Source organism: Amycolatopsis sp. NPDC101161, from assembly GCF_044768185.1.
GTDB lineage: Bacteria > Actinomycetota > Actinomycetes > Mycobacteriales > Pseudonocardiaceae > Amycolatopsis.
Window position 1 is genome coordinate 1,198,997 of sequence record NZ_JBIWPI010000002.1, and the last position, 20,265, is coordinate 1,219,261.

Genomic DNA, 20,265 nt, shown 5'->3' on the forward strand with positions numbered 1-20,265 from the left:
TGTCGGTGCGTGCCGATACGGTTACGCCGTGAACATGAGGGGGATGAAGAAGGACCGCACCGTGCTGATCGCGGTGTCGTTGACGGCGGTCTTCATGCTGGTGGGCGGACTGGCCTGGTGGTCGTCCCACGACTCGCCGGCGGAAGCACCGAGGGCACTGCCTGCCGTGTGGCCGTCGGCGCACGGCGAGGCGATCCGCCCGGTCCCGATGCCGACCGGGGAGATGGCCGCGGCTCTGCCGTTCGGCACGCGGGGCCAGGTGCTCTGCAACGCCGTTCCGGCGGACACCTGGCGCAAGGTGCTGGGCGGCCCGGTCCTGCGCGAGGTGTCGGGCGACGACTGCCACGTGGTCACCGAGGAGCTGGAGGTCACCGCGAGCACCTACGACCGGCTGCCGATGGACGGCGTCGAACCGGTCGCGGTCACCGTGGCCGCGCACCAGGGGACGATGACGAAGAGCCCCACCGCCCCCGCCACCGACGCCGTGCTGACCGTCCGGCTCGCCGACACCGGCGAACAGTGGGCCGCCCCCGAGCTCCAGCTCCGGGTCGCGAACCAGCTGGGCGTCCGCGCGGAGCACGACTTCCGGGGGATGGCGGAGGAACTCGGCACCGCGATGGTCGGCGCGATCACCACGCCGGGACCATCCCTGCCGAGCCCGGAAGAGCAGGCACACCCACCCGAGCTGAGCCCGATCACCGGCACCGGCATCGCCGATGCCGCCTACCCGCTGATCGTGCGGCAGCTCTGCACCCAGCTGGCCCGGGGGCTCGGCCTCCCCCTCGACCAGGTCCAACCCGACTGGCCGTCAGCCTGCGGGCGCAAAGCCGACGGAGCCGAGGTCACGCTCGCGTACAACCCCAGCAGCCCGACGCAGGTTTTCGCCGACAGCTTCGCGGGCCGGCCCGCGGACGTCAGCGAACAAGGTGGGGTCATCGAAGTCCAGCTCGTCAACGGCTCCGCCCAAACCCTCGTCGTCAAGATGTTCGACCTCGACCGGACGATGCCGGGGATCCGCGAGCTGGCCGAGAAGGTGGTCCCCCCGCTACTGGGCCGCTAGGCGAGTAATGCGCAACTCGGTCAGTGGTCGCAGATCGCCATGCGCACCTGCCGCTCGTCGATCTTCGGATCGGCCGGCGCCCAGGCGACGGGTAGCCCGGCCGGGGTGCGAGCGGCAGAAGCCGGCCGGATGGTCATCACCACCCAGACGTACGCATTACTCGTCTAGACCTTCGCCCGCTTCAGCACCCGAAGCCCGAACCCCCGCTGAACCGGCCAGGAAACCCCACCCCGCCGGATCAGCACGATCGCGCAAACCACCGCGGCCAACGCCGAAACCGCCCCACCGATGTAGAAGGGAGACCGCCCGCCGAACTCCTGAGCCATCCACCCCACCATCGGGCCGCCGATCGGGTTGCCGCCGATGAGCACCAGCACGTACAGCCCCATCACGCGGCCGCGCATCTCGGGGCTGACCGACGTCTGCACCAGCGCGTTCGCCGTGTTGAGGAACGTCATCGTGGCGAAGCCGAGGGGGATCAGGCCGAGGCCGAACGTCAGGTACGTCGGCATGAACGCCGTGATCAGCTCGAACACGCCGAGGAAGAACGCGGACACGAGCATCAGCCGCACCCGCGGCCGGCCCTTCGTGCCGCGGCGGGCCGACATGATCGCGCCGGTGAACGTGCCGACCGCGACCAGGGTCGACAGCAAGCCGTAGCCGTCGGCCGCCGTGTGGAAGACGTTCGCCGCGACGATCGGGAGGGAGCTGAAGTACGTGATGCCGAACGTGCTGACGAACAGCACCAGCACCATCACCGTCATCAGGTCCGAGCGCCGCCGGACGTAGCGCAGGCCCTCGGCGAGCTGGCCCTTCTCGCGCGGCACCGCCGCGACGCGGAAGAGCTTGTCCGGGTTCATCAGGACTAGCCCGGCGATCACCGCGACCGTGCTCAGCGCGTTCGCGATGAACAGCCAGCCGGTGCCGATCCACGTGATCGCGAACCCGGCGATCGCCGGCCCGACGATCCGCGCCATGTTGAAGATCGACGAGTTCAGCGCGACGGCGTTCGCGATCTGGTCCCGGCCGACCATTTCGGCGACGAACGACTGCCGCGTCGGCACTTCGAGCGACGCCGTGATGCCGAGCGTGAAGCACAGGACGTAGACCTGCCACAGCGCCACGAGCCCGGTGATGTCGAGGACGCCGAGCACCACGGCCTGCGAACACGCCGCCGCCTGGATCCAGGTGAGCAGCCGCCGCTTGTCGACGCGGTCGGCGAGAACGCCGGCCCAGAGCGAAAGGAACAACGTGGGCGCGAACTGCAGCGCGACGGCGATGCCGAGGGCGATCGGGTTGTTGCCGCTGAGGGTGAACACCAGCCAGTCCTGGGCGATGCGCTGCATCCAGGTGCCGATGTTCGAGATGACCTGGCCGGTGAAGAACAGCCGGTAGTTGCGGACCCGCAGCGAGGCGAACATGCTGCCGCGCTTGGCCGGAGACGGTGGTGAAGCGGACGGCGGTGAAGCCGTTTCCCGGGTAGCAGTGGTCTGGATCGAACGCTTCGTTTCGCTACCCGTGGCCGTCACCGTGGTTAGTTCCCCGCCATCCTGTCTATGATTTCGGCGGCTTTGGAGAGCACTTCACGCTCTTCGTCGCCGAGTTCCGCCAATTGCCGGTCCAGCCACGCCTCCCGCACGGAGATGGCCTTGCGAACGTAGGCCAGCCCGCTCTCGGACAGCTCGACGATGGCTTGCCTGCCATCGGTCGGGTGGGGGCGCCGCTCGACGAAACGCATCTCCTCGAGCGCGGCGATCACCCTCGTCATCGAGGGCGGCTGGACGCCTTCCTTCGCGGCGAGCTGACCCGGGGTCAGCGCACCGCACTTGTGCAAGGTGGACAGCGCGGCGACCTGAGTCAGCGTGAGGTCGTCCCCGACGCGCTGTGCCCGCAGCCGGCGGTTGAGCCGGACCACCGCGAGACGCAGACGGCTCGCCAAGGAGCGCTCGTGCGTGTCGCCGGACATATAGTTAGCATACCTTACGAAACTTCAGGCGAACGGGTGATCTCCACCGCAACCCCCGCGCCCGCCAGGCGTCCTCCTCTCGGAGAAACCTGGGGGTTCGATGAACAAGAAGCTGGTGGGCTCGGCCGTGGTCGGCGCGGTCGTGCTCGGGATCGTGGTGATCCAGGTCCTGCCCTCCGGGGGCGCGACCCCGCCGCCGGCCCCGGCCCCCGCCACCGAGAGCGTCACGGCACCGCCGAGCACGCAGGTCGGCCACCTGCAGGTCTACCGGTCACCGGACGCCGCCGACGGCCGCGGCTGGAACTTCGAGATCCCGGTCCCGGACTGGGCGGTGGCGAACGTGGACGAGCGCGCCACCCGCACCGATCCGACCGGCCGGCTGGTGCTGGAAACCAACCGGATCCCCCTCACCCAGGAGGATCCGCTGAGCGGCCTGCGCGCCCTCGAGCACTCCACCCACCACGAGTCCGGCTACCACCTCACGTCGGTCGCCGAGCACGCCCAGGTCGGCAGCTGCGACGCCGCCGAGTGGGACTACACCTACGACCGCGCCGGGGTCGCGCGGCAGGTGAGCCTGGTCGCCGTGGGCATCGGCGACACCATGGTCACCATCGGCTTCGACGCGCCCGCGGCGGACTTCGCCGCGAACCGGTCCGTCTTGGACCGCGCCCTCGAGGTCAGCGACGCGGGCTGATCACTTGAACGCCGCCTGGATCGGCCCGACCGCGAAGTACGCGACGAACGCCACCGCGATCACCCACATCAGCGGGTGCACCTGGCGGGCCTTGCCGGTGGCCGCGCGGATGACGACGTAGCTGACGAAGCCGGCGCCGATGCCGTTGGCGATCGAGTAGGTGAACGGCATGACGACGATGGTCAGGAACGCGGGCAGCGCGATCGAGTAGTCGGTGAAGTCGATGTCGCGGACCTGCGCCATCAGCATCGCGCCGACCACGACCAGCGCCGGCGCGGCCGCTTCGACCGGCACGACCTGGTAGAGCGGCGTCAGGAACATCGCGGCGATGAACAGCACGCCGGTGACGATGTTCGCGAGGCCCGTCCGCGCGCCCTCGGCGATGCCGGCCGCCGACTCGACGAACACCGTGTTCGAGCTGGCCGAGCCGAACCCGCCCGCCGCGCCCGCGAGGCCCTCGACGAACAGCGCCTTGCCGACGTTGGGCAGCTGGCCGTCCTTCGGCAGCAGGTCGGCCTCCTTCGCGAGGCCGGTCATGGTGCCCATCGCGTCGAAGAAGTCGGCCAGGACCAGCGTGAAGACCAGCAGGCAGACGGTGATGATCGGCAGCCGCGTCCAGGCGCCGAACGAGACGTCGCCGACCAGCGACAGGTTCGGCAGGCCGACGACCTGGTCCGGCAGCGCCGGGTAGCCGAGGTTCCAGCCCTTCGGGTTCGTGCCCTGCGACGGCCCGGCCTTGACGATCGCCTCGACGACGATGGCCAGCACGGTCGAGGACAGCACGCCGATCAGGATCGCGCCCTTGACCTTGCGCGCGACCAGGATGCCGGTGACCAGCAGGCCGACGACGAACACCGCGGTCGGCCAGGAGGCGATGGAGCCGTTGATGCCCAGGCCGACCGGGACGGTCGTGTGCGCGGCGTCCGGCAGCCGGCGCACGAACCCGGCGTCGACCAGGCCGATCAGGCAGATGAACACGCCGATGCCGACGGCGATCGCGGACTTCAGCGCGGCCGGCACGGCCCGGAACACCGCGGTGCGGAACCCGGTCAGCACCAGCAGGACGATGATCACGCCCTCGATGACGACCAGGCCCATCGCCTCGGGCCAGGTCATCTGCGGGGCGATGGTGACCGCGACCAGGCTGTTGATGCCGAGGCCGGTCGCGATGGCGAACGGGTAGTTCGCGACCAGGCCCATGAGGATGGTCATCACGCCGGCGACGAGCGCCGTCACCGCCGCGACCTGCGGTACGGGCAGGATGCCGCCGAGGAGGTCCTTGTGCGCGCCCGCGTCGTCGGCCGAGAAGCTGCCGATGATCAGCGGGTTCAGCACCACGATGTAGGCCATCGTGACGAAGGTGACCAAGCCGCCGCGCAGTTCGCGCGGGACGGTCGAGCCCCGTTCGGTGATCTTGAAGAACCGGTCCAGTGTGGACGTCCCGGCGCGGGTCGTCTCCTGCTCCGCCATTTGGCCTGCCCATTCTGTCGCTGCTGCGGAGTACCCTTCACCACGTGAGTGAACCGATCAATCCACCGGAGGTTACGGGCTCGTTGCGGCACACGCCGGAGCTGCCCAAGAAGCTGACCGACCTGACGCCGGTGGTGATCGTAGGCACCTCGATCTGGGCTGTCGCGCTGGTGGTGCTCTTCTTCACGACTTCGGGGCTGTGGGTGCAGACGGCGCTGTCCGGGTTCGTGCTCGGGTTCGTCGGCCTGGCGATCATCGGCTGGCAGCGCGCCGCCGCCCGCCGGGGCTCGAAGTCGGCCCAGCGGGTCTAGCTCAGCAGGGTCCTCGGCGAGGGGTCGTCGAGCAGCGCCGTGATGAGGTGCCGGTCGGGCCAGCGGTCGGCCGCCCAGGCGAACGCGCGGGCGAGGCCCTCGGAGGTGTCGGCCGCGTGCAGCCGGCCGTCGGACCACCACTGGACGTCGTGTTCGGCGCCCTGGATCCGCACGGTGAGCGGGTCGTGCACCAGGACACCACCCTCGGGCAGCCGGACGCCGAGCTGGTCGGCGACGAGCTTGAGCGCGGGCAGGTCGGCCCAGGGCGCGTACTCGCCTTCGCTGATGACCTCGGCTTCTTCCGAGCTGGCGAGGGGCTCGTCGAGCAGATACGACAGCCGGTCGGGGTCGGCGGGCGCGACCACGTACTCGTGCGGTTCCAGCGCGCCGGCCACCCACGGGACGTCGAGGATCAGCGCGCCCCCGACGACCGAGCCGTCCGCTGCCCGCAGGCCGCCCGGTTCGTGGACCTCGAACCCGGACTCGACGACCGCGTCGTACGCACGCGCCGCGAGCCCCGGAGTGATCCGCCGTTCCGGGTCGGCGAGCCGGTGCAGCACGTCCTGCGCCTCGTCCACAGTGGACAGGGTCAGCCCGGTCCGCACCCCGGCGGTTTCGAGGAGATCGGTGCTCAGCCCCAGGTCGGGAACCTCGTCGTAGAGCCCGGCCAGATCGGCGTCCGGCAAGCGCCATTCGTTCGGCGCGAGCCCGCCGAGCACGGCGTACTGCGCGATCCACCAGCGCGCGTGCCCGTTCGGCGTGCGCAGGGCGTGCCAGGTCTCGGGCCGAGCGGCGAGCAGCCGGAGCGCGGCCGGCCAGGCGTCGTCACCGACGAGATCGAGATCCCGGACGGCGACGAGCGTCGACGGCGGTTCCGGCAGCGAGTCCCACCAGGCTTCTTCGTCGGGCAGGTCGTGATCGGGTTCGCGCGGCTCGTCGTCGACGACGAGCGCGAACGAGTCGAGCACCCCGGCGGCCTTGAGCGTGCCGGCCGGCCAGTCTTCGGCGAAGTCCTCGTCGAGAACGTCGAGCGCGCCATCCTCGTCGAAGACTTCTTCGTCGAAGACGTCCAGCAGCGGCGAATTCGGAAGCACGAGCTCGTCGGCGCGTCGCCAGGTGTCGGTGGCGGGCAGCGCGAGCGCGCCGACCCAGCGTGGGGCGTCGTCCCCGCAGTCGGCGACCAGCCGCAGGACGGCACCGGCGAGCGTCGTACCGTCCAATCCGGACCGGACGTCTTCGACACTGCGCTCGACGGCGTCGCGCAGCTGGTCGGCGTTGAGCAGCTCCCGGGCGTCGGCATGCTTGGCGCCCAGCCGTTCCAGCAGCGGATGCGACGCGGCGGGGTGCACCAGTCGCAGCCCCGGAATGTCCACATCGGACAGCAGCTCGAGCAGCTCAGCTGATCCCTCGACGAGCAGGCACCCACGCGCCCCAGGCAGCGTCCGGCCGTCGGACAACGGGACGGGCAGGCCGTCCAGCCGTTCACTCGCGAGAGCGTGGGATTCGACGACCCGGGCGAGCGCCGCGTAGACGTCGTGCCACCAGCTCGGTTCCCGGGAGGTGCCGGTAAGCGTTTCCAGCACTTCTTCAACGCTCACGACTTGCACGGAAACGGCTTTCAGCACACTGGCGGGCGCGGCGCCCTTGAGCAGTCCCGGAACGACGTCGGCGATCAGCTCGGGCAGTCCTTCGACATCGACGTCGAGGACTTTCGCCTGCCTTCCGGCGACGTCCCGACCGTCCTGAGTGGACAGCCACGGTTCGGCGCTGAGACTGGCGATGACTTCGTCGCGCAGCTGTGCGTCCACAGTGGACTTCGGAAACCCAGGCGTGGGCACAAGCGCGAACCGTTGCTCCGCCGGCAGCATCCGCACCAGCTGGACGTACTCGGCAGCGGCCTTCTTGAGCGCGGCTGTCAGTCCAGCCCCCGGAAGGGCCCGCCGTCGCGAGGGTTCGACGGGCACGGTCGCGAGAAGCCGGGCGGGCAGCGAGAGCCCGTCATCGGTCGGGGTGGGTGCGTGCAGAACGTCTTCTTCGAGGGGCTGCGGAAGGCCGTGTTCGTCAACCGGAACGGCCCACACGACATCGCCCCGATGAGTCAGCCACCGGGTTTCCTTGCCCGGCCCCCGAATCTCGACAACATCGTCGTGGCTGCGACGAGTCCAAACGCGACCGTCCACATCGGCTTCGGCGAGCCAAGGCAGGGCGAGGAGAAGATCCCCGATGTCGTCGGCAAGCTGGTCGAGAAGGGCTTGCCCGTCAACGTCATCCCTGAGCGGCAGACGAACTTCGGTGTCGAACCCTTCGGGAACTGTGGCCTCTACCGGCCAGGGCAGCCTGAGAACGGGAACATCCCCTTGGATCCCGGCCGCAGCACGAGTCTTCTCGGCGGAGAAGAGGACACCACCGCTGGTCGAGACCACACTGGGAGCGTCGGAAACGGTCCGAACGGCGGCAAAACCGACCCCGAAGCGTCCAACGGTATCGCCGGTCTTCCCGGAGGCCCGCAGCGAGGCAAGAGAGGCAACGCCCCTCGCATCAAGGGGCGCACCGGTGTTGGCGAACCGAAGCTCCCGGTCCACAAGAGACACCCGGATCCTCCCGGGCGTCCCCTGAGCCATGGCGGCATCGGCGGCATTCTGGGCAAGCTCGACGAAGAGCCGGTCCCGATAGGCCCCGACGCGCAGGTCCCGTTCGACGTTGGTGTCCTCGATCAGCCGAGTGGGCGAGTCCCGCCAGGCGCGCAGGGTGGAGTCCCGGAGCCGCGCGGTGCCGAAGGGATCGGCCCCGGCGGCGTCAGAGATCCCGCTGCTCACGAGCGGCTTCACCGGTGGTGTCGATACGGGCCTGAGCTTCATCAGCCGGCGCAGGCTCGGTCTCGCCAGTCTCAGGGGCGGCCGAGTCACCGGCCTCGGTGACAACGGAGTCGGTGAGAGCAGCAGCAGGCAGCTCATCAACCGGCGCGGTCTCGGTCGCCTGAGCCTGAGCGGGCTCACCCGCTTTGCTCTGCACCGGCGCCGACCCACCAACCTCCGACTCGGTCACCTCGGCAACATCGCCCGCCGACTGACCGACCTCCGGTGCATCGACCTCAGCCGACTCGCCCGCCACCGCAGCCGGTTCACTCACCGAATCCTCGCCGGCCTCGGGCTCAGTCACCTCAGCCGGGGTCGGCTCAACAACCGCATCGGTCACCTCGGCCTGAGTGGGCTCCGCCTCGGCCGGCTCAGGAACATCAGCCTCGACCGGAGCCGACTGGCCACCCGCATCAGCCTGAACCGGCTCGGCCTCCACCGGCGCAGCAGCCTCGGCTGCATGCGGCTCGGCGCCCGCATCGGCGGCGGCAGTGTGCTCAGCCTCGGGCTCCGCCACCGCGGCCTGCGGCTCGACAACAGCCTCGGCCCCAGCGTGCTCGGGTTCCGTCTCTGCGGCTTGCGGCTCGGCTACAGCATCGCTCTGCGCAGCAATCGGCTCGGCAGTCGCGGCGGTTGCCGCTTCGGCCTGCTCGGAATCCGCCACAGCCGCGGGAGCAGCCACCTCGGCCGCATCGCTCTGCGCCGACTCGCCTACCCCGGCATCGGCAGGCGCTTCCACCTGCGCCGACTCCTCCGCCTGCGGCTCACCAACCGCGCCAGCCTCTTCGACCTGCGTGGGAGCGGGCTCGGCGACTCCTGCCACCGCTTCCGTCTGCGCCACGTCGGACTCGGTCGGCTCGACATCGGCCTGCGGCTCGGCGACCACGCCAGCCTCTTCGGCCTGCGCCGGAGCCGGCTCGGCGACGACACCCGCCGCTCCTGTCTGCGCCACCTCGGACTCAGCCGGCTCGGCGACTGCATCGGTCGACGCCGCGAGCGGCTCGGCAGCCGCGGGAGTTGCCACGTCGGCCTGCTCGGAATCCGTTGCCGCCGCGACAGCGGCCACCTCAGCCACATCGCTCTGCGCCGACTCGCCTACCTCGGCATCGGCAGCAACAGGCGCTTCCACCTGCGCCGATTCCTCGGCCTCGACCGCCTGCGGCTCACTGAGCGCGCCAGTCTCGTCGGCCTGCGCCGGAGCCGGCTCGGCGACTGCTGCTGCCGCTTCTGCCTGCGTCGCGTTGGACTCAACCGGCTCACCAGCCGCCTCAGCGCGCTCCGCGTCCGGCTCGGCCGCGACTGGCTCAGCAACAACCGCCGTCTGCTCGGCCGCTACCTCCGGCTCCACCTCCGCCGGCGACACGTCCGCCTCCGCGATCGCCGTCTCCGGCTCGGCCACCGCCGCCGACTCCGTCACCTCCGACGGCACCGGCGTGAAGTCCAACAGCGAATCGTCGTAAACCAGCTCGGCCACCGGGACCGAGGACGTCACCTCGACCTCGACCTCCGAGTGCGCCCCACAGCCGTACTCCACGTCCACCACGTGGCCGTCCGCTGGGGAGATGTCGTTGCTGCACACCCCGAACACCCCGCGCAACGAACCCGCCAGCGGCACGAAGAACCCGCACGTCCCGCACACGTCCGGCGCGCTGCGCGCCATGTCGGACCGCGGGCCGAACTCGCCTCCGTGCCAGCGGGAGGCCGCCTCCGTGCGGCCGAAACGGGACAACACGTGGACGCGCCCCAGACCCGCGTCGCGCGCTACTTCCTCCACCGCCGGGTCGTCCGACTGCAGGTACGCCGGGGCCAGGCGGGGGTCGTTCTCGTCCGTCGGGAAGATGTCGCCGACGCCCAGGTCGCCCGCGCGGACGCGGCGCTCCCACGGCACCCACGGCGGGGCGATCAGCGCCGACGGGCCCGGCACCAGGACGACCTCGCTGACCGTCACCGGCTCGTCGTCGCCCGCCAGGGCGACCGTCACCGACCAGCGCCAGCCGCGGTAGCCCGGGACCTGGGCCTCGAACAGGTGACTCGCCGTGACCGCGTCCTCACGCGAGACACCCACGTGGGTGCCGATCTGCTCCTCGGGCGTTTCTTCGAGCACCGCCGCGCGCGCGAACTCCACCGCATCGGCGAGCTTGCGCTGCACGGAACCGTCGTCGAGGGTCAGCAGCAGCGTCATGCGGCCAATTGTGCCGCACGCCTCCCCGGCGGCCGTGCCAGGCTGTTCATCGTGCGCACGCCGATCGTCACCACCCTGCTGGCGGCCGCCGCGCTCGGCGGCTGCGCCGGCGCCCCCGGCCAGGAAACCGCCCCCGAACAGCTCACCGTCCAGGTCGTCTCGACCTTGCCGCACGACCCCGCCGCCTTCACAGAAGGCCTCGAGTTCGCCGGCGACGTCCTTTACGAGAGCACCGGCCTCGCCGGGCAGTCGACGCTCACCGCGGGCCCGGCCGGCGGACCGCCCACCACGAAGGCCTCCCTCCCCGCGCCGCTCTTCGGCGAGGGCGTCACCGTCCTCGGGCCGACGCTCTGGCAGCTCACCTGGCAGGACGGCGTCGCCATCGAACGCGACGCCAAAACCCTCGCCGAGCTGCGGCGGGTCAGCTACGAAGGCGAGGGCTGGGGCCTCTGCCACCAGGCCGACGGACGGCTCGTCATGAGCAACGGCTCGTCCCGGCTGACCTTCCGCGACCCGAAGACCTTCGCCGTCACCGGCAGCGTGGACGTCGGGCAAGACCAGCTCAACGAGCTCGAATGCGTCGGCGACGACGTCTACGCAAACGTTTGGCACACCGACACCGTCCTGCGGATCGACGCCGCCACCGGGCACGTCACCGGGACGATCGACGCCGGCCGGCTGCGCGCCCAGGTGAACGCGACCGACAGCGAGGACGTGCTCAACGGCATAGCGGCCGTTCCCGGCACCGACGAATATCTGCTCACCGGGAAGCAGTGGCCGGTCACGTTCCGGGTGAGGTTCGTCCCGAAGAACGCCTAAAGCACGGATGAGCAGGCGGAACCGACCCCCGGTAAGGCAGGATTGAGACGTGGCACTCTTCGGCTCCCGCTCCGACGGCTCCGGCTCGCAGCCGCGCGGCCGGAAGTCGAAGCGACGCTGGACGCCGGAGCCGGGCGCCGGGCAGGCCAAGCCGTGGCGCGAGGCCGTCGCCCCGCAGCCCACCCGCGTCGAGCACCGCAGCGCGCCGCCGCCCACCCGCGTGGAGCGGCCCGCCCCGCCGCGGGCCCCCTACTACGACGCGAACGAAGCTCCGACCGCCGCCGCGCCGACCGGGTACCGGCCCCCACCGCCACCGCCGCCGCGGGGCGCCCGGCCGTACCCGCCGCACGACCCGAACCGCACCGAACCTGTCCGCCGTGAGCCGCCCGGCTTCTACCAGGGCGAGCGCCGGCCCGGCAGCGGTGAGTACGAGCACTACGACACCGGCGGCTACGCGGGCGAGCCGCGGCCGCCGGAGCCGGAACCCCCGGCGCCGCGCGAGGAACCGCGGACGCCCGGCGGCACGCCGAAGCTACCGAAGAAGATCACCGTCACGCGGGTCGCGGCGATGCGCAGCCGGCAGCTGACCGGCCAGGCCGTCGGCGCCTTCCAGCGCGCGACGAAGGCCGACGGCGCCGAGAAGTCCGGCCTGACCTCGCTGACCTACGCCGTGATGCTGAACTACGCCAGCGACGCGGCGATGGCGATTGCGCTGGCCAACACCCTCTTCTTCGCCGCGACCAGCGGCGAGAGCAAGGGCAAGGTCGCGCTCTACCTGCTCATCACGATCGCGCCGTTCGCGCTGGTCGCACCGGTGATCGGGCCCGCGCTCGACCGGGTGCAGCGCGGCCGGCGGCTGGCGATGTGCGCGTCGTCGGTCGGCCAGGGGCTGATGGCCGTCGTGATGGCGCTGCACTTCGACGACTGGCTGCTCTACCCGGCGGCACTCGGGATGATGGTGCTCTCCAAGTCGTTCACCGTGCTCAAGGCCGCGGTGACGCCCCGGGTGCTGCCGTCCGAGATCACGCTGTCCAAGACGAACGCCCGGCTGACGACGTTCGGCCTGGTCGCCGCGGGTGTGTTCGGCGCGGTGGCCAGCGGCGTCAACGCGATCTCCGGCTCGGCGGGCGCGCTCTGGTTCACCGCGCTGATCTGCGTCGCCGCGGCCGTGCAGTCGATGCGGATCCCGGCCTGGGTCGAGGCGACCGAGGGCGAGGTCCCGACGTCGCTGTCGGCGCACCCGACCGAGAAGAAACGACGGCAGCCGATGGGGCGCCACATCGTCGTCGCGCTGTGGGGCAACGGCTCGGTGCGCGTCCTCACCGGCTTCCTCATGATGTTCGCCGCGTTCGCGGTGAAGGCCCAGACCGAGGGCAGCGGGCAGACGCCGTTCATGCAGCTGCTGCTGCTCGGCGTGATCGGCGCCGCGGCCGGCGCCGGCGGGTTCCTCGGCAACGCGCTGGGCTCGCGCCTGCACTTCGGCAGCCCGGACCAGGTGATCGTCGGGTGCGTGGCGGGCTGCGTGCTCGCCGCGCTGGTCGCGACGATCCTGCCCGGCCTGGCCACGGCCGCGATCGTCGGCCTGGTCGGCGCGACGGCCAGCGCGCTGGCCAAGATCAGCCTCGACGCCGTGATCCAGGAGGACCTGCCCGAGGAGTCGCGCGCGTCGGCGTTCGGCCGCTCGGAAACCGTGCTGCAGCTGGCCTGGTGCCTCGGCGGCGCGGTCGGCCTGCTGCTGCCGCCGACGTACTGGATCGGCTTCCTGGTGATCACGATCGTGCTGGCCGTCGGGTGTGCGCAGACGTACCTGGTGCGCCGCGGCGGCTCGCTCGTGCCGGGGCTCGGCGGCGACCGGCCGCTGCGTCCCGCGCCGACCGGCAGCTTCCCGGCCCAGGGCCTGCCCAGGGACTCCGCGCCCCGCCGGTAGGCTCCGGAACCATGCGACGTTCCCGGGTGGTGGCCCTGCTTGCGGCCGGTGGGTTCGCGGTGGCCGGCTGCTCGGCGCCCGGCCCGGCCGAGGTCACCTTCTACGCAGACGGCCACACGATCAACACCACGCCGGTGCTCACCTGCGACTACTCGCAGCAGCTCGCGCAACCGTGCAGCGCCAAGGGCGACACGCGCACGCTGAAGGTCCGCCCGGGCAAGCCCGTGCAGATCTCCGTGCCCGGCGAGGTCGCCGAGGCGCCGTGGCAGATCGTCTACGAGTACGTCACCCCGCAGGGCGAGTTCAAGCAGAGCGACCCGATCCCGTTCACGTCGCTGGACCGCTACGCCTACACCGTGACGCCGCCGACGCCCGCCGACCGCATTTCGGCGGTGGACGTGCAGAAGTACACGGCCGTGCTCAACTCGAGCACCGGCGAGTCCGGGCTACTGCCCAGCGACGTCTGGGGTCTGCGGCTGGAGGCGTAGCGATCGCTCTTTAGGGATCGATGTCGCGGGCGACCGCGCGCATGATCTCGGCGATCTGCTTGGTGTGCTTGCGGTCCGGGTAGCGGTTGCGCCGCAGGTCCGGCTGCACCTTCAGCTCCAGCAGCTTGATCATGTCCTCGATCAGGCCGTGCAGTTCCTCGGCCGGGCGCCGGCGCGCCTCGGCGACGGACGGCGGCGGGTCGAGCAGCCGGACGGAGAGCGCTTGCGGACCGCGGCGGCCGTCGGCGACGCCGAACTCCAGCCGCTGCCCGGCTTTGAGCCCCTCGACGCCCTGCGGCAGCGCGGCCTTGCGGATGTAGACGTCGGCGCCACCGTCCTGCGTGACGAACCCGAACCCCTTCTCCGCGTCGTACCACTTGACCTTGCCGGTCGGCACTTCCCTCACCAGTCCTTCTGTGTCCCGCTCACGACGAACGCGCCCGGGGGCGTACCCAGGGCGCGCTGGGTAAAGGGTATCTCGCCACATGCCCTGGGGAGAAGTCGATACCGGCGGATACCCTCTTGCGTCATGAAGAGCACGACGAAGGAGGCCGGCGTGGCCGCTCCCGGCAAACCGTTCCTGATGCGCATCGGCATCGGGCTTTTCGGTCTCGGCATGCTGGCCGTGCTGACGGTCTTCATCATGTTCGCCGCCGGCCTGGAGAACCTGCCGATCTGGCTGTCGGTCGCCGCCGGTGTCGTCACGCCGCTGGGCCTCCTGCTGGGCTTGATCGCGCTGGTCCGCGAGGCGCGCGCCAAGAACTAAGGGACGGTCGCGAACGTCTTCTCGAACCACTCCGGGAACTCCGTCAGCGAGTCGAACACCACCTCCGCTCCTTCGCTCAGCAGGAGCGTGCGGTCGCACGGCCCGGTGGTGACGCCGACCGCGATCGCGCCGGCGGCCAGCGCGCCGCGGATGTCACCCGCGTGATCTCCGACATACACGCGCGCGTCGTGCGCCAGGAGCGCCTCGGCCTTCCGCGTCGACCACAGCTCGCCGACGACTTCGTCGACGTCCAAGCCGAGCGCGTCCACGTGCAGCTGCGCGTTGGGCCCGTACTTGCCGGTGACGACCAGCGTGCGGCCGCCCGCGGCCCGCACCGCCCGGAGCGACTCGACCGCGCCCGGCAACGCGACCGTGCTCGGCACGACCACTTCGGGGTACATCGCGCGGAATCGGTCGACGAGCCCCGGGATGCGTTCCTCGGGCGCTTCGAAGCCGCGCAGGATGTCGTCGAGCGGCGGGCCGAGGTTGGCCGCGAACGCCTCGCCGTCCAGCGGCAGGCCGGATTCGGCGCCGAGCGCGTTCATCGCCGCGGCCATGCCCGGCCGCGCGTCGATCAGTGTCATGTCGAGGTCGAACCCCACCGTGATGCCCACAACCCACACGGTAGCCGCCACCACCGACAGTTTTACACGTCAACCGATCATGTACATCGTCTTGACAGCGGAGCGATCTGTGTCAAGGTGAGGGTGTGACCAGCTTCACTGACCGGACGAAGGCGTCCCTGCGGGAAGCGCTCCTCGACGCCGCCGCCGACCTGCTGCCGGACCGCGGCCACGCGGGCCTGCGGATGGCCGACGTCGCGGCCAAGGCCGGGGTGAGCAGGCAGACCGTCTACAACGAGTTCGGCAACAAGGCGGCGCTGACCCAGGCGGTGGCGCTGCGGACCGCGGCGGAGTTCCTCGACGGGATCCGCCAGCGGTTCGAAACGGCGGACGGGCTGCTCGCGGGCATCCACCACGCCGTCGTCTACACGATCGAGCACGCGCGGGAGAACCGCCTGGTCGCGGCGGCGCTCGGGACCGAAGCGGGCGAGGACCTGCTGCCGCTGCTCACGAGCCGGGGCGAGCCGATCCTCACCGCGGCCGCGGACCTCGCCGCCGAGCAGTACCGGGAACTCGAACCGGGCTTGTCGGCCGAAGCCGCCGCCCTGCTCGCGGAGACCGCCGTGCGGCTTTCCCTGTCGCACCTCGTGCTCCCGACGCACTCGGCGACGGAGGCGGCCGACGCCGTCACCGCGGTGCTGGCACCCACCATCCGCCAATTCGTCCACAATGGAGTGACACGATGACCGACACGCTGTCCGAGCTGCGGACCGGCTTCTCCTCGCTGCGCAAGGGCGGGCTGAACTGGGACTCGTTCCCGCTGCGCCTGTTCGTCAAGGGCAACAAGAAGTTCTGGAACCCGGCGGACATCGACTTCAGCCGCGAACGCGAAGGCTGGGACACGCTCAACGACGAGCAGAAGCGTTCGACGACCTACCTCGTCGCCCAGTTCATCGCCGGCGAAGAGGCCGTCACCGAGGACATCCAGCCGTTCATGCGGGCGATGTCGGCGACCGGCCGCTTCGGCGACGAGATGTACCTGACGCAGTTCTGCTTCGAGGAGGCCAAGCACACGGAAGTGTTCCGGCGCTGGATGGACGCCGTCGGGCTGACCGAGGACCTCCACCCGTACGTCGGGGAGAACCCGCACTACCGCAAGCTCTTCTACGAAGAACTACCGCAGTCGCTGCGGGCGCTGGAGGACGATCCCAGCCCGCTCAACCAGATCCGCGCGAGCGTGACGTACAACCACGTGATCGAGGGCAGCCTCGCGCTGACGGGCTACTACTCGTGGCAGCTGATCTGCACGCAGAACGACATCCTGCCGGGCATGCAGGAACTGGTCCGCCGCATCGGCGACGACGAGCGCCGCCACATGGCGTGGGGCACGTTCACGTGCCGCCGCCACGTCGCCGCGGACGACTCGCTGTGGGACGCGGTCCAGCAGCGGATGGGTGAACTGCTTCCGCACGCGCTGAACATGATCCAGTGGGTCCAGGACCAGTTCGAGGAGGTCCCCTTCGACAACGACCCGGAGGAGATCATCCAGTACGCGGCGGACCGCGCCCAGCGCCGCCTGGGCGCGATCGAGTCGGCGCGCGGGATGCCGGTCGAGCAGATCGACATCGACTACTCGCCGGAGCAGCTGGAGGAGACGTTCGGCGAAGAGGACGCGAAGGCGATCGCCGAAGCGGCTGCGGCGGCCGGCTGACGGACAGCAGCCGCGTCAGGCGTGTTTCGTCGCGGCTGCTTCCTCCAAGCCCAGGAGGCTGATCGATTTCTCGCGCATCTCGACCTTGCGGACCTTGCCCGTCACCGTCATCGGGAACTCCTCGACGACGTGGACGTACCGCGGGACCTTGTAGCGCGCCAGCTTGCCTTCGCAGAACTCGCGCACCTTCTCCGCCGTCAACGGCTCCGCGCCTTCGCGCATGCGGATCCACGCCATCAGCTCTTCGCCGTACTTCTCGTCCGGGACGCCGATGACCTGCGCGTCGAGGATGTCCGGGTGCGTGTAGAGGAACTCCTCGATCTCGCGCGGGTACAGGTTTTCGCCGCCGCGGATGACCATGTCCTTGATGCGGCCGGTGATGTTGAGGTAGCCGTCACCGTCCATGATCGCCAGGTCGCCCGTGTGCATCCAGCGCGCCCTGTCGATCGCTTCCGCCGTTTTGTCCGGCTGCTCCCAGTACCCGAGCATCACCGAGTACCCGCGCGTGCACAGCTCGCCCGGCTCGCCGCGCGGCACCGTCAGGCCGGTTTCCGGGTCGACGACCTTGACCTCCAGGTGCGGCCCGACCCGCCCGACCGTCGAGACGCGGCGCTCGATCGAGTCGTCCGCGCGGGTCTGCGTCGACACCGGCGACGTCTCGGTCATGCCGTAGCAGATCGACACCTCGCCCATGCCCATCCGGTCGATGACCTGCTTCATCACCTCGACCGGGCACGGCGAGCCCGCCATGATGCCGGTGCGCAGCGACGACAGGTCGAAGCTCGCGAAGTCCGGGTGGTTCAGCTCGGCGATGAACATCGTCGGCACGCCGTAGAGCGACGTGCACTGCTCGGCCGAGACCGCTTCGAGCGTCGCTTTCGGATCGAACGCGGGCGCCGGGATGACCATGCACGAGCCGTGGCTGGTGCACGCGAGGTTGCCCATCACCATGCCGAAGCAGTGGTAGAAGGGCACCGGGATGCAGACCTTGTCGAACTCGGTGTAGTTGCAGAGCTCGCCGACGAAGTAGCCGTTGTTCAGGATGTTGTGGTGGGACAGCGTGGCGCCCTTGGGGAAGCCGGTGGTCCCGGAGGTGTACTGGATGTTGATCGGGTCGTCGGCCGAGAGGGCGGCCTGCTTTTCGACGAGCGCCGCCGGGTCGCCCTGCCAGCCCGCGTCCATCAGCGCTTGCCAGCTCTCGCCGCCGAGGATGACGACGTGCTCGAGCGCGGCGCACTTCTCACGTACTTCGTCGACCATCGCCGGGTAGTCGGACGTCTTGAACTTGTCGGAGGCGACCAGCAGCCGGACGCCGGCCTGGTTGAGCACGTACTCGAGCTCGTGCGACCGGTAGGCGGGGTTGATGTTGACCAGGATCGCGCCGATCTTGGCCGTCGCGTACTGCAGGAAGGTCCATTCGGCCCGGTTCGGCGACCAGATCCCGACCCGGTCGCCCTTGCCGATGCCCCGCGCGACCAGGCCCAGGGCGAGGGCGTTCACCTCGGCGGCGAGCTCCCGGTAGGTCCACCGGCGGCCGGCGGTCCGGTCGACGAGGGCGTCCCGCTCCCCGAACGCGGCCACGGTCCGGTCGAAGTTGTCCCCGATGGTGTCGCCGAGCAGCGGGACCTCGGAGATTCCCGAGGCATAGCTCGGCAGGGCGGGCGCGTCAGGCATGGTGCCTCCCAGTGACGTCTTCGTCGGGCGACCCGAGTCTAGGAAGCGAACCCGCTCGCAGCCAGCTCAGCGGGGTACGGGTGATCGGGACGGCAGACCCAGCCGGTCGTGACCGTCTCCTTCACCTCGACCAGCACGGGCCGGAACGTGGCCGGGTCGATCGCGCAGCTGTGCCGCACCACCTCGTCGAAGAACCATTCGGAGGTGATCACCACGAGCACGCCGGGCGAGTCCCGCAGCGCGTTCTTGACCGGTTGCGCCTCGAGCAGCCGGAACGCCTTGTTGATCGCCGGCGCGGTCACGCCCCGATCGTCGAAGGCGACTTCACCGGCGTGCAGCGCCATCCGCAGCCGGATGCGCTCCTCGGCCGGGTGGCTCCTGTTGTGCTGCCGCAAGGCGTCGGCCAAGGCGTACGGCAGCGATTCGACCAGAGGGCCTTTCGGCACCTGCGCGGGAACGAGGATGAAGGCGCCGTCTCCGCAGTCCTCCACCCGGCAGTCGGCCAGCGCGACGCCGGTGTCGTCGAACGCCCGGCGCAGCGCCCGGTCCAAGCCCTCCCGCAGCGCGAGCCGGTGCGGCGTCGTCCGCCACGCCTGCCCGTACTCCTCGACGTCGACGACGAGCACGGTCCGGTGCACCGCCGCCCGCGCACGCCTCATCCGCCCGCCGCCGTCGTCAAGCATCGGTCCACGCGGTGATCAGGCGGGACACGGCCTTGCTCCGCGCCTGCGGCGCCTGGGGTTCGGTGGCGCGCAACGCGAACCTCAACGCCGGGGTTCGCGCCAGCAGTCGCAGCGCGTGCCACAGCTGAGCGCGCCGGGAGAGGTTCTCGGTCTGCGCCAAGTCGTCGAGCTCGCTGACGTACTCGTCGAGGTAGCGCTGGCGTTCCTCCCAGGGCAGGAGCCGGACGGCGAAGTTCGCCACGCGCCGTGACGCCCACAGGGGCGAGCGACGTGCCGGCGCGCCGCTCGACGCTTCCCGCTCCGCCGGTTGCGCGCACACCCCAGCCAGGGCCGCGACCGCGGCCAGGGAGTCGTCGAGGGCGTGCGCCACGGCCACGAGAACGACCGACGCGGGCCCGTGGTCGAGGTCGAGGAGGCCGCCCAGTTCCACCGTCCGCCCGAAGGAGACGACAAGCTCCTCGACGCGGCCGAGACTCCGTTCGACGCCGGCCGCGAGCTCCCCGGCTCGCGGGCCGTCGGCGGCGGCGTGGACGTCGACCCCGTCCAGCAGCGCCCGCTCGCGATCGATGTTGCGCAGGAGCTGGTGGACCCGCTCCTGCAGCCGGCGGCGTGCGGTTCCGCGGAAGTCGATGTTGAGCGCCTGGGCCTGGGTGAAGATCGTGTCCAGCTCTCCCACCAGATCGCGGTCCTGGGCGAGCGCACGGGCGACGACGAGGACTTGGTCGGCGCTGCTCATGAGGCACCGTCGGCCAGGTGCGGCCGCAGGCGGCCGAGTCCCTGCGCGGAGGATTCGGCACGCAGCAGGGCCGCGTGCACGAGCCCCATCGCGGCCGGATCGATGCGGTAGTACCGGCGCCGGGGCCGGCCCTCTTCGCGCGTGTCGACCGTCTCCCACCGGCTGGACAACCAGCCGACCCGCTCGAGCCGGGCCAGGATCGGGTGGATCGTGCCGCTGGGCAGCCCTGCTTCGCCGCAGATCTGCAACCCGTACAGCTCTCTCGCCGGATCGGCCATCAGCACCCGCAGGACCAGCTGCGTCGGCAGCGTCATCCTGGGCTCCCGGGATCGAGTCATGATCGTACTCTACCTAGCCCCT

The 20,265-nt window shown here is 70.6% G+C and carries 20 protein-coding genes; 9 read left to right on the forward strand and 11 right to left on the reverse strand.

Annotated features, from left to right (window positions below; genetic code table 11):
• The first annotated feature begins 43 nt into the window (after nt 1-43).
• Nucleotides 44-1,060, forward strand: coding sequence for a hypothetical protein (locus tag ACIRSS_RS16895; protein ID WP_400895647.1), 1,017 nt, complete (start codon nt 44-46; stop codon nt 1,058-1,060).
• A 164-nt stretch (nt 1,061-1,224) separates the two neighbouring features.
• Here the strand turns inward: ACIRSS_RS16895 and ACIRSS_RS16900 are convergent, their stop codons facing one another.
• Nucleotides 1,225-2,481, reverse strand: coding sequence for an MFS transporter (locus tag ACIRSS_RS16900; RefSeq protein WP_400895650.1), 1,257 nt, complete (start codon nt 2,479-2,481; stop codon nt 1,225-1,227).
• A 113-nt stretch (nt 2,482-2,594) separates the two neighbouring features.
• On the reverse strand, nt 2,595-3,026 hold the full coding sequence (locus ACIRSS_RS16905; RefSeq protein WP_125307987.1) for a MarR family winged helix-turn-helix transcriptional regulator: 432 nt from the start codon (nt 3,024-3,026) through the stop codon (nt 2,595-2,597).
• A 100-nt stretch (nt 3,027-3,126) separates the two neighbouring features.
• Between ACIRSS_RS16905 and ACIRSS_RS16910 the strand changes: the two genes are divergently transcribed.
• Nucleotides 3,127-3,720: a hypothetical protein gene (locus ACIRSS_RS16910; protein WP_400895653.1), complete on the forward strand. Its 594-nt coding sequence runs from the start codon at nt 3,127-3,129 to the stop codon at nt 3,718-3,720.
• Here the strand turns inward: ACIRSS_RS16910 and ACIRSS_RS16915 are convergent, their stop codons facing one another.
• Nucleotides 3,721-5,190: an NCS2 family permease gene (locus ACIRSS_RS16915; protein ID WP_400895655.1), complete on the reverse strand. Its 1,470-nt coding sequence runs from the start codon at nt 5,188-5,190 to the stop codon at nt 3,721-3,723.
• Between the two features lie 83 nt (nt 5,191-5,273).
• On the opposite strand from ACIRSS_RS16915, the gene ACIRSS_RS16920 reads away from it, so the two are divergent.
• Nucleotides 5,274-5,501, forward strand: a complete 228-nt coding sequence (locus ACIRSS_RS16920; protein ID WP_400897508.1) for a DUF2530 domain-containing protein — start codon at nt 5,274-5,276, stop codon at nt 5,499-5,501.
• On the opposite strand, the gene ACIRSS_RS16925 is transcribed toward ACIRSS_RS16920, so the two are convergent.
• A complete protein-coding gene (locus ACIRSS_RS16925; RefSeq protein WP_400897510.1) occupies nt 5,498-8,359 on the reverse strand; it encodes a sacsin N-terminal ATP-binding-like domain-containing protein in 2,862 nt (953 codons plus the stop codon). The two genes, ACIRSS_RS16920 and ACIRSS_RS16925, sit on opposite strands and share 4 nt — an antisense overlap.
• On the reverse strand, nt 8,298-10,538 hold the full coding sequence (locus ACIRSS_RS16930) for a DUF3027 domain-containing protein (RefSeq protein ID WP_400895658.1): 2,241 nt from the start codon (nt 10,536-10,538) through the stop codon (nt 8,298-8,300). The genes ACIRSS_RS16925 and ACIRSS_RS16930 overlap by 62 nt, the downstream gene beginning before the upstream one ends.
• 51 nt (nt 10,539-10,589) lie before the next feature.
• Here ACIRSS_RS16930 and ACIRSS_RS16935 point away from each other — a divergent pair, with 51 nt between their 5' ends.
• From ACIRSS_RS16935 to ACIRSS_RS16945, 3 genes are read left to right on the forward strand one after another with little or no spacing between them, the layout of a single operon-like run.
• Complete coding sequence (locus ACIRSS_RS16935) at nt 10,590-11,357, forward strand: glutaminyl-peptide cyclotransferase (RefSeq protein ID WP_400895661.1); 768 nt, start codon at nt 10,590-10,592, stop codon at nt 11,355-11,357.
• A gap of 49 nt (nt 11,358-11,406) precedes the next feature.
• Nucleotides 11,407-13,284: an MFS transporter gene (locus ACIRSS_RS16940; RefSeq protein ID WP_400895664.1), complete on the forward strand. Its 1,878-nt coding sequence runs from the start codon at nt 11,407-11,409 to the stop codon at nt 13,282-13,284.
• An 11-nt stretch (nt 13,285-13,295) separates the two neighbouring features.
• A complete protein-coding gene (locus tag ACIRSS_RS16945; RefSeq protein ID WP_400895666.1) occupies nt 13,296-13,772 on the forward strand; it encodes a DUF2771 family protein in 477 nt (158 codons plus the stop codon).
• Between the two features lie 10 nt (nt 13,773-13,782).
• Here ACIRSS_RS16945 and ACIRSS_RS16950 read toward each other — a convergent pair whose 3' ends face one another.
• Nucleotides 13,783-14,169: a cold-shock protein gene (locus ACIRSS_RS16950; protein WP_013230216.1), complete on the reverse strand. Its 387-nt coding sequence runs from the start codon at nt 14,167-14,169 to the stop codon at nt 13,783-13,785.
• Between the two features lie 132 nt (nt 14,170-14,301).
• Here ACIRSS_RS16950 and ACIRSS_RS16955 point away from each other — a divergent pair, with 132 nt between their 5' ends.
• Entirely contained in the window at nt 14,302-14,538 is a 237-nt protein-coding gene (locus ACIRSS_RS16955) for a hypothetical protein (protein WP_400895669.1), read from the forward strand.
• Here ACIRSS_RS16955 and ACIRSS_RS16960 read toward each other — a convergent pair.
• Complete coding sequence (locus ACIRSS_RS16960) at nt 14,535-15,152, reverse strand: HAD family hydrolase (RefSeq protein ID WP_400895672.1); 618 nt, start codon at nt 15,150-15,152, stop codon at nt 14,535-14,537. The genes ACIRSS_RS16955 and ACIRSS_RS16960 overlap by 4 nt on opposite strands.
• 95 nt (nt 15,153-15,247) lie before the next feature.
• Between ACIRSS_RS16960 and ACIRSS_RS16965 the strand changes: the two genes are divergently transcribed.
• On the forward strand, nt 15,248-15,847 hold the full coding sequence (locus ACIRSS_RS16965; RefSeq protein ID WP_400895675.1) for a TetR/AcrR family transcriptional regulator: 600 nt from the start codon (nt 15,248-15,250) through the stop codon (nt 15,845-15,847).
• Nucleotides 15,844-16,812: a R2-like ligand-binding oxidase gene (locus ACIRSS_RS16970; protein WP_400895677.1), complete on the forward strand. Its 969-nt coding sequence runs from the start codon at nt 15,844-15,846 to the stop codon at nt 16,810-16,812. The genes ACIRSS_RS16965 and ACIRSS_RS16970 overlap by 4 nt, the downstream gene beginning before the upstream one ends.
• A gap of 15 nt (nt 16,813-16,827) precedes the next feature.
• Here ACIRSS_RS16970 and ACIRSS_RS16975 read toward each other — a convergent pair whose 3' ends face one another.
• The 4 genes from ACIRSS_RS16975 to ACIRSS_RS16990 are packed head-to-tail and all read right to left on the reverse strand — an operon-like array spanning nt 16,828 to nt 20,243.
• Complete coding sequence (locus ACIRSS_RS16975) at nt 16,828-18,486, reverse strand: AMP-binding protein (protein WP_400895680.1); 1,659 nt, start codon at nt 18,484-18,486, stop codon at nt 16,828-16,830.
• 38 nt (nt 18,487-18,524) lie between these two features.
• Complete coding sequence (locus ACIRSS_RS16980; RefSeq protein ID WP_400895683.1) at nt 18,525-19,145, reverse strand: hypothetical protein; 621 nt, start codon at nt 19,143-19,145, stop codon at nt 18,525-18,527.
• 16 nt (nt 19,146-19,161) lie between these two features.
• A complete protein-coding gene (locus ACIRSS_RS16985; protein WP_400895685.1) occupies nt 19,162-19,905 on the reverse strand; it encodes a hypothetical protein in 744 nt (247 codons plus the stop codon).
• A complete protein-coding gene (locus ACIRSS_RS16990) occupies nt 19,902-20,243 on the reverse strand; it encodes a PadR family transcriptional regulator (protein ID WP_400895688.1) in 342 nt (113 codons plus the stop codon). Before ACIRSS_RS16990 ends, ACIRSS_RS16985 begins: the two co-directional genes overlap by 4 nt.
• Nucleotides 20,244-20,265 lie beyond the last annotated feature (22 nt).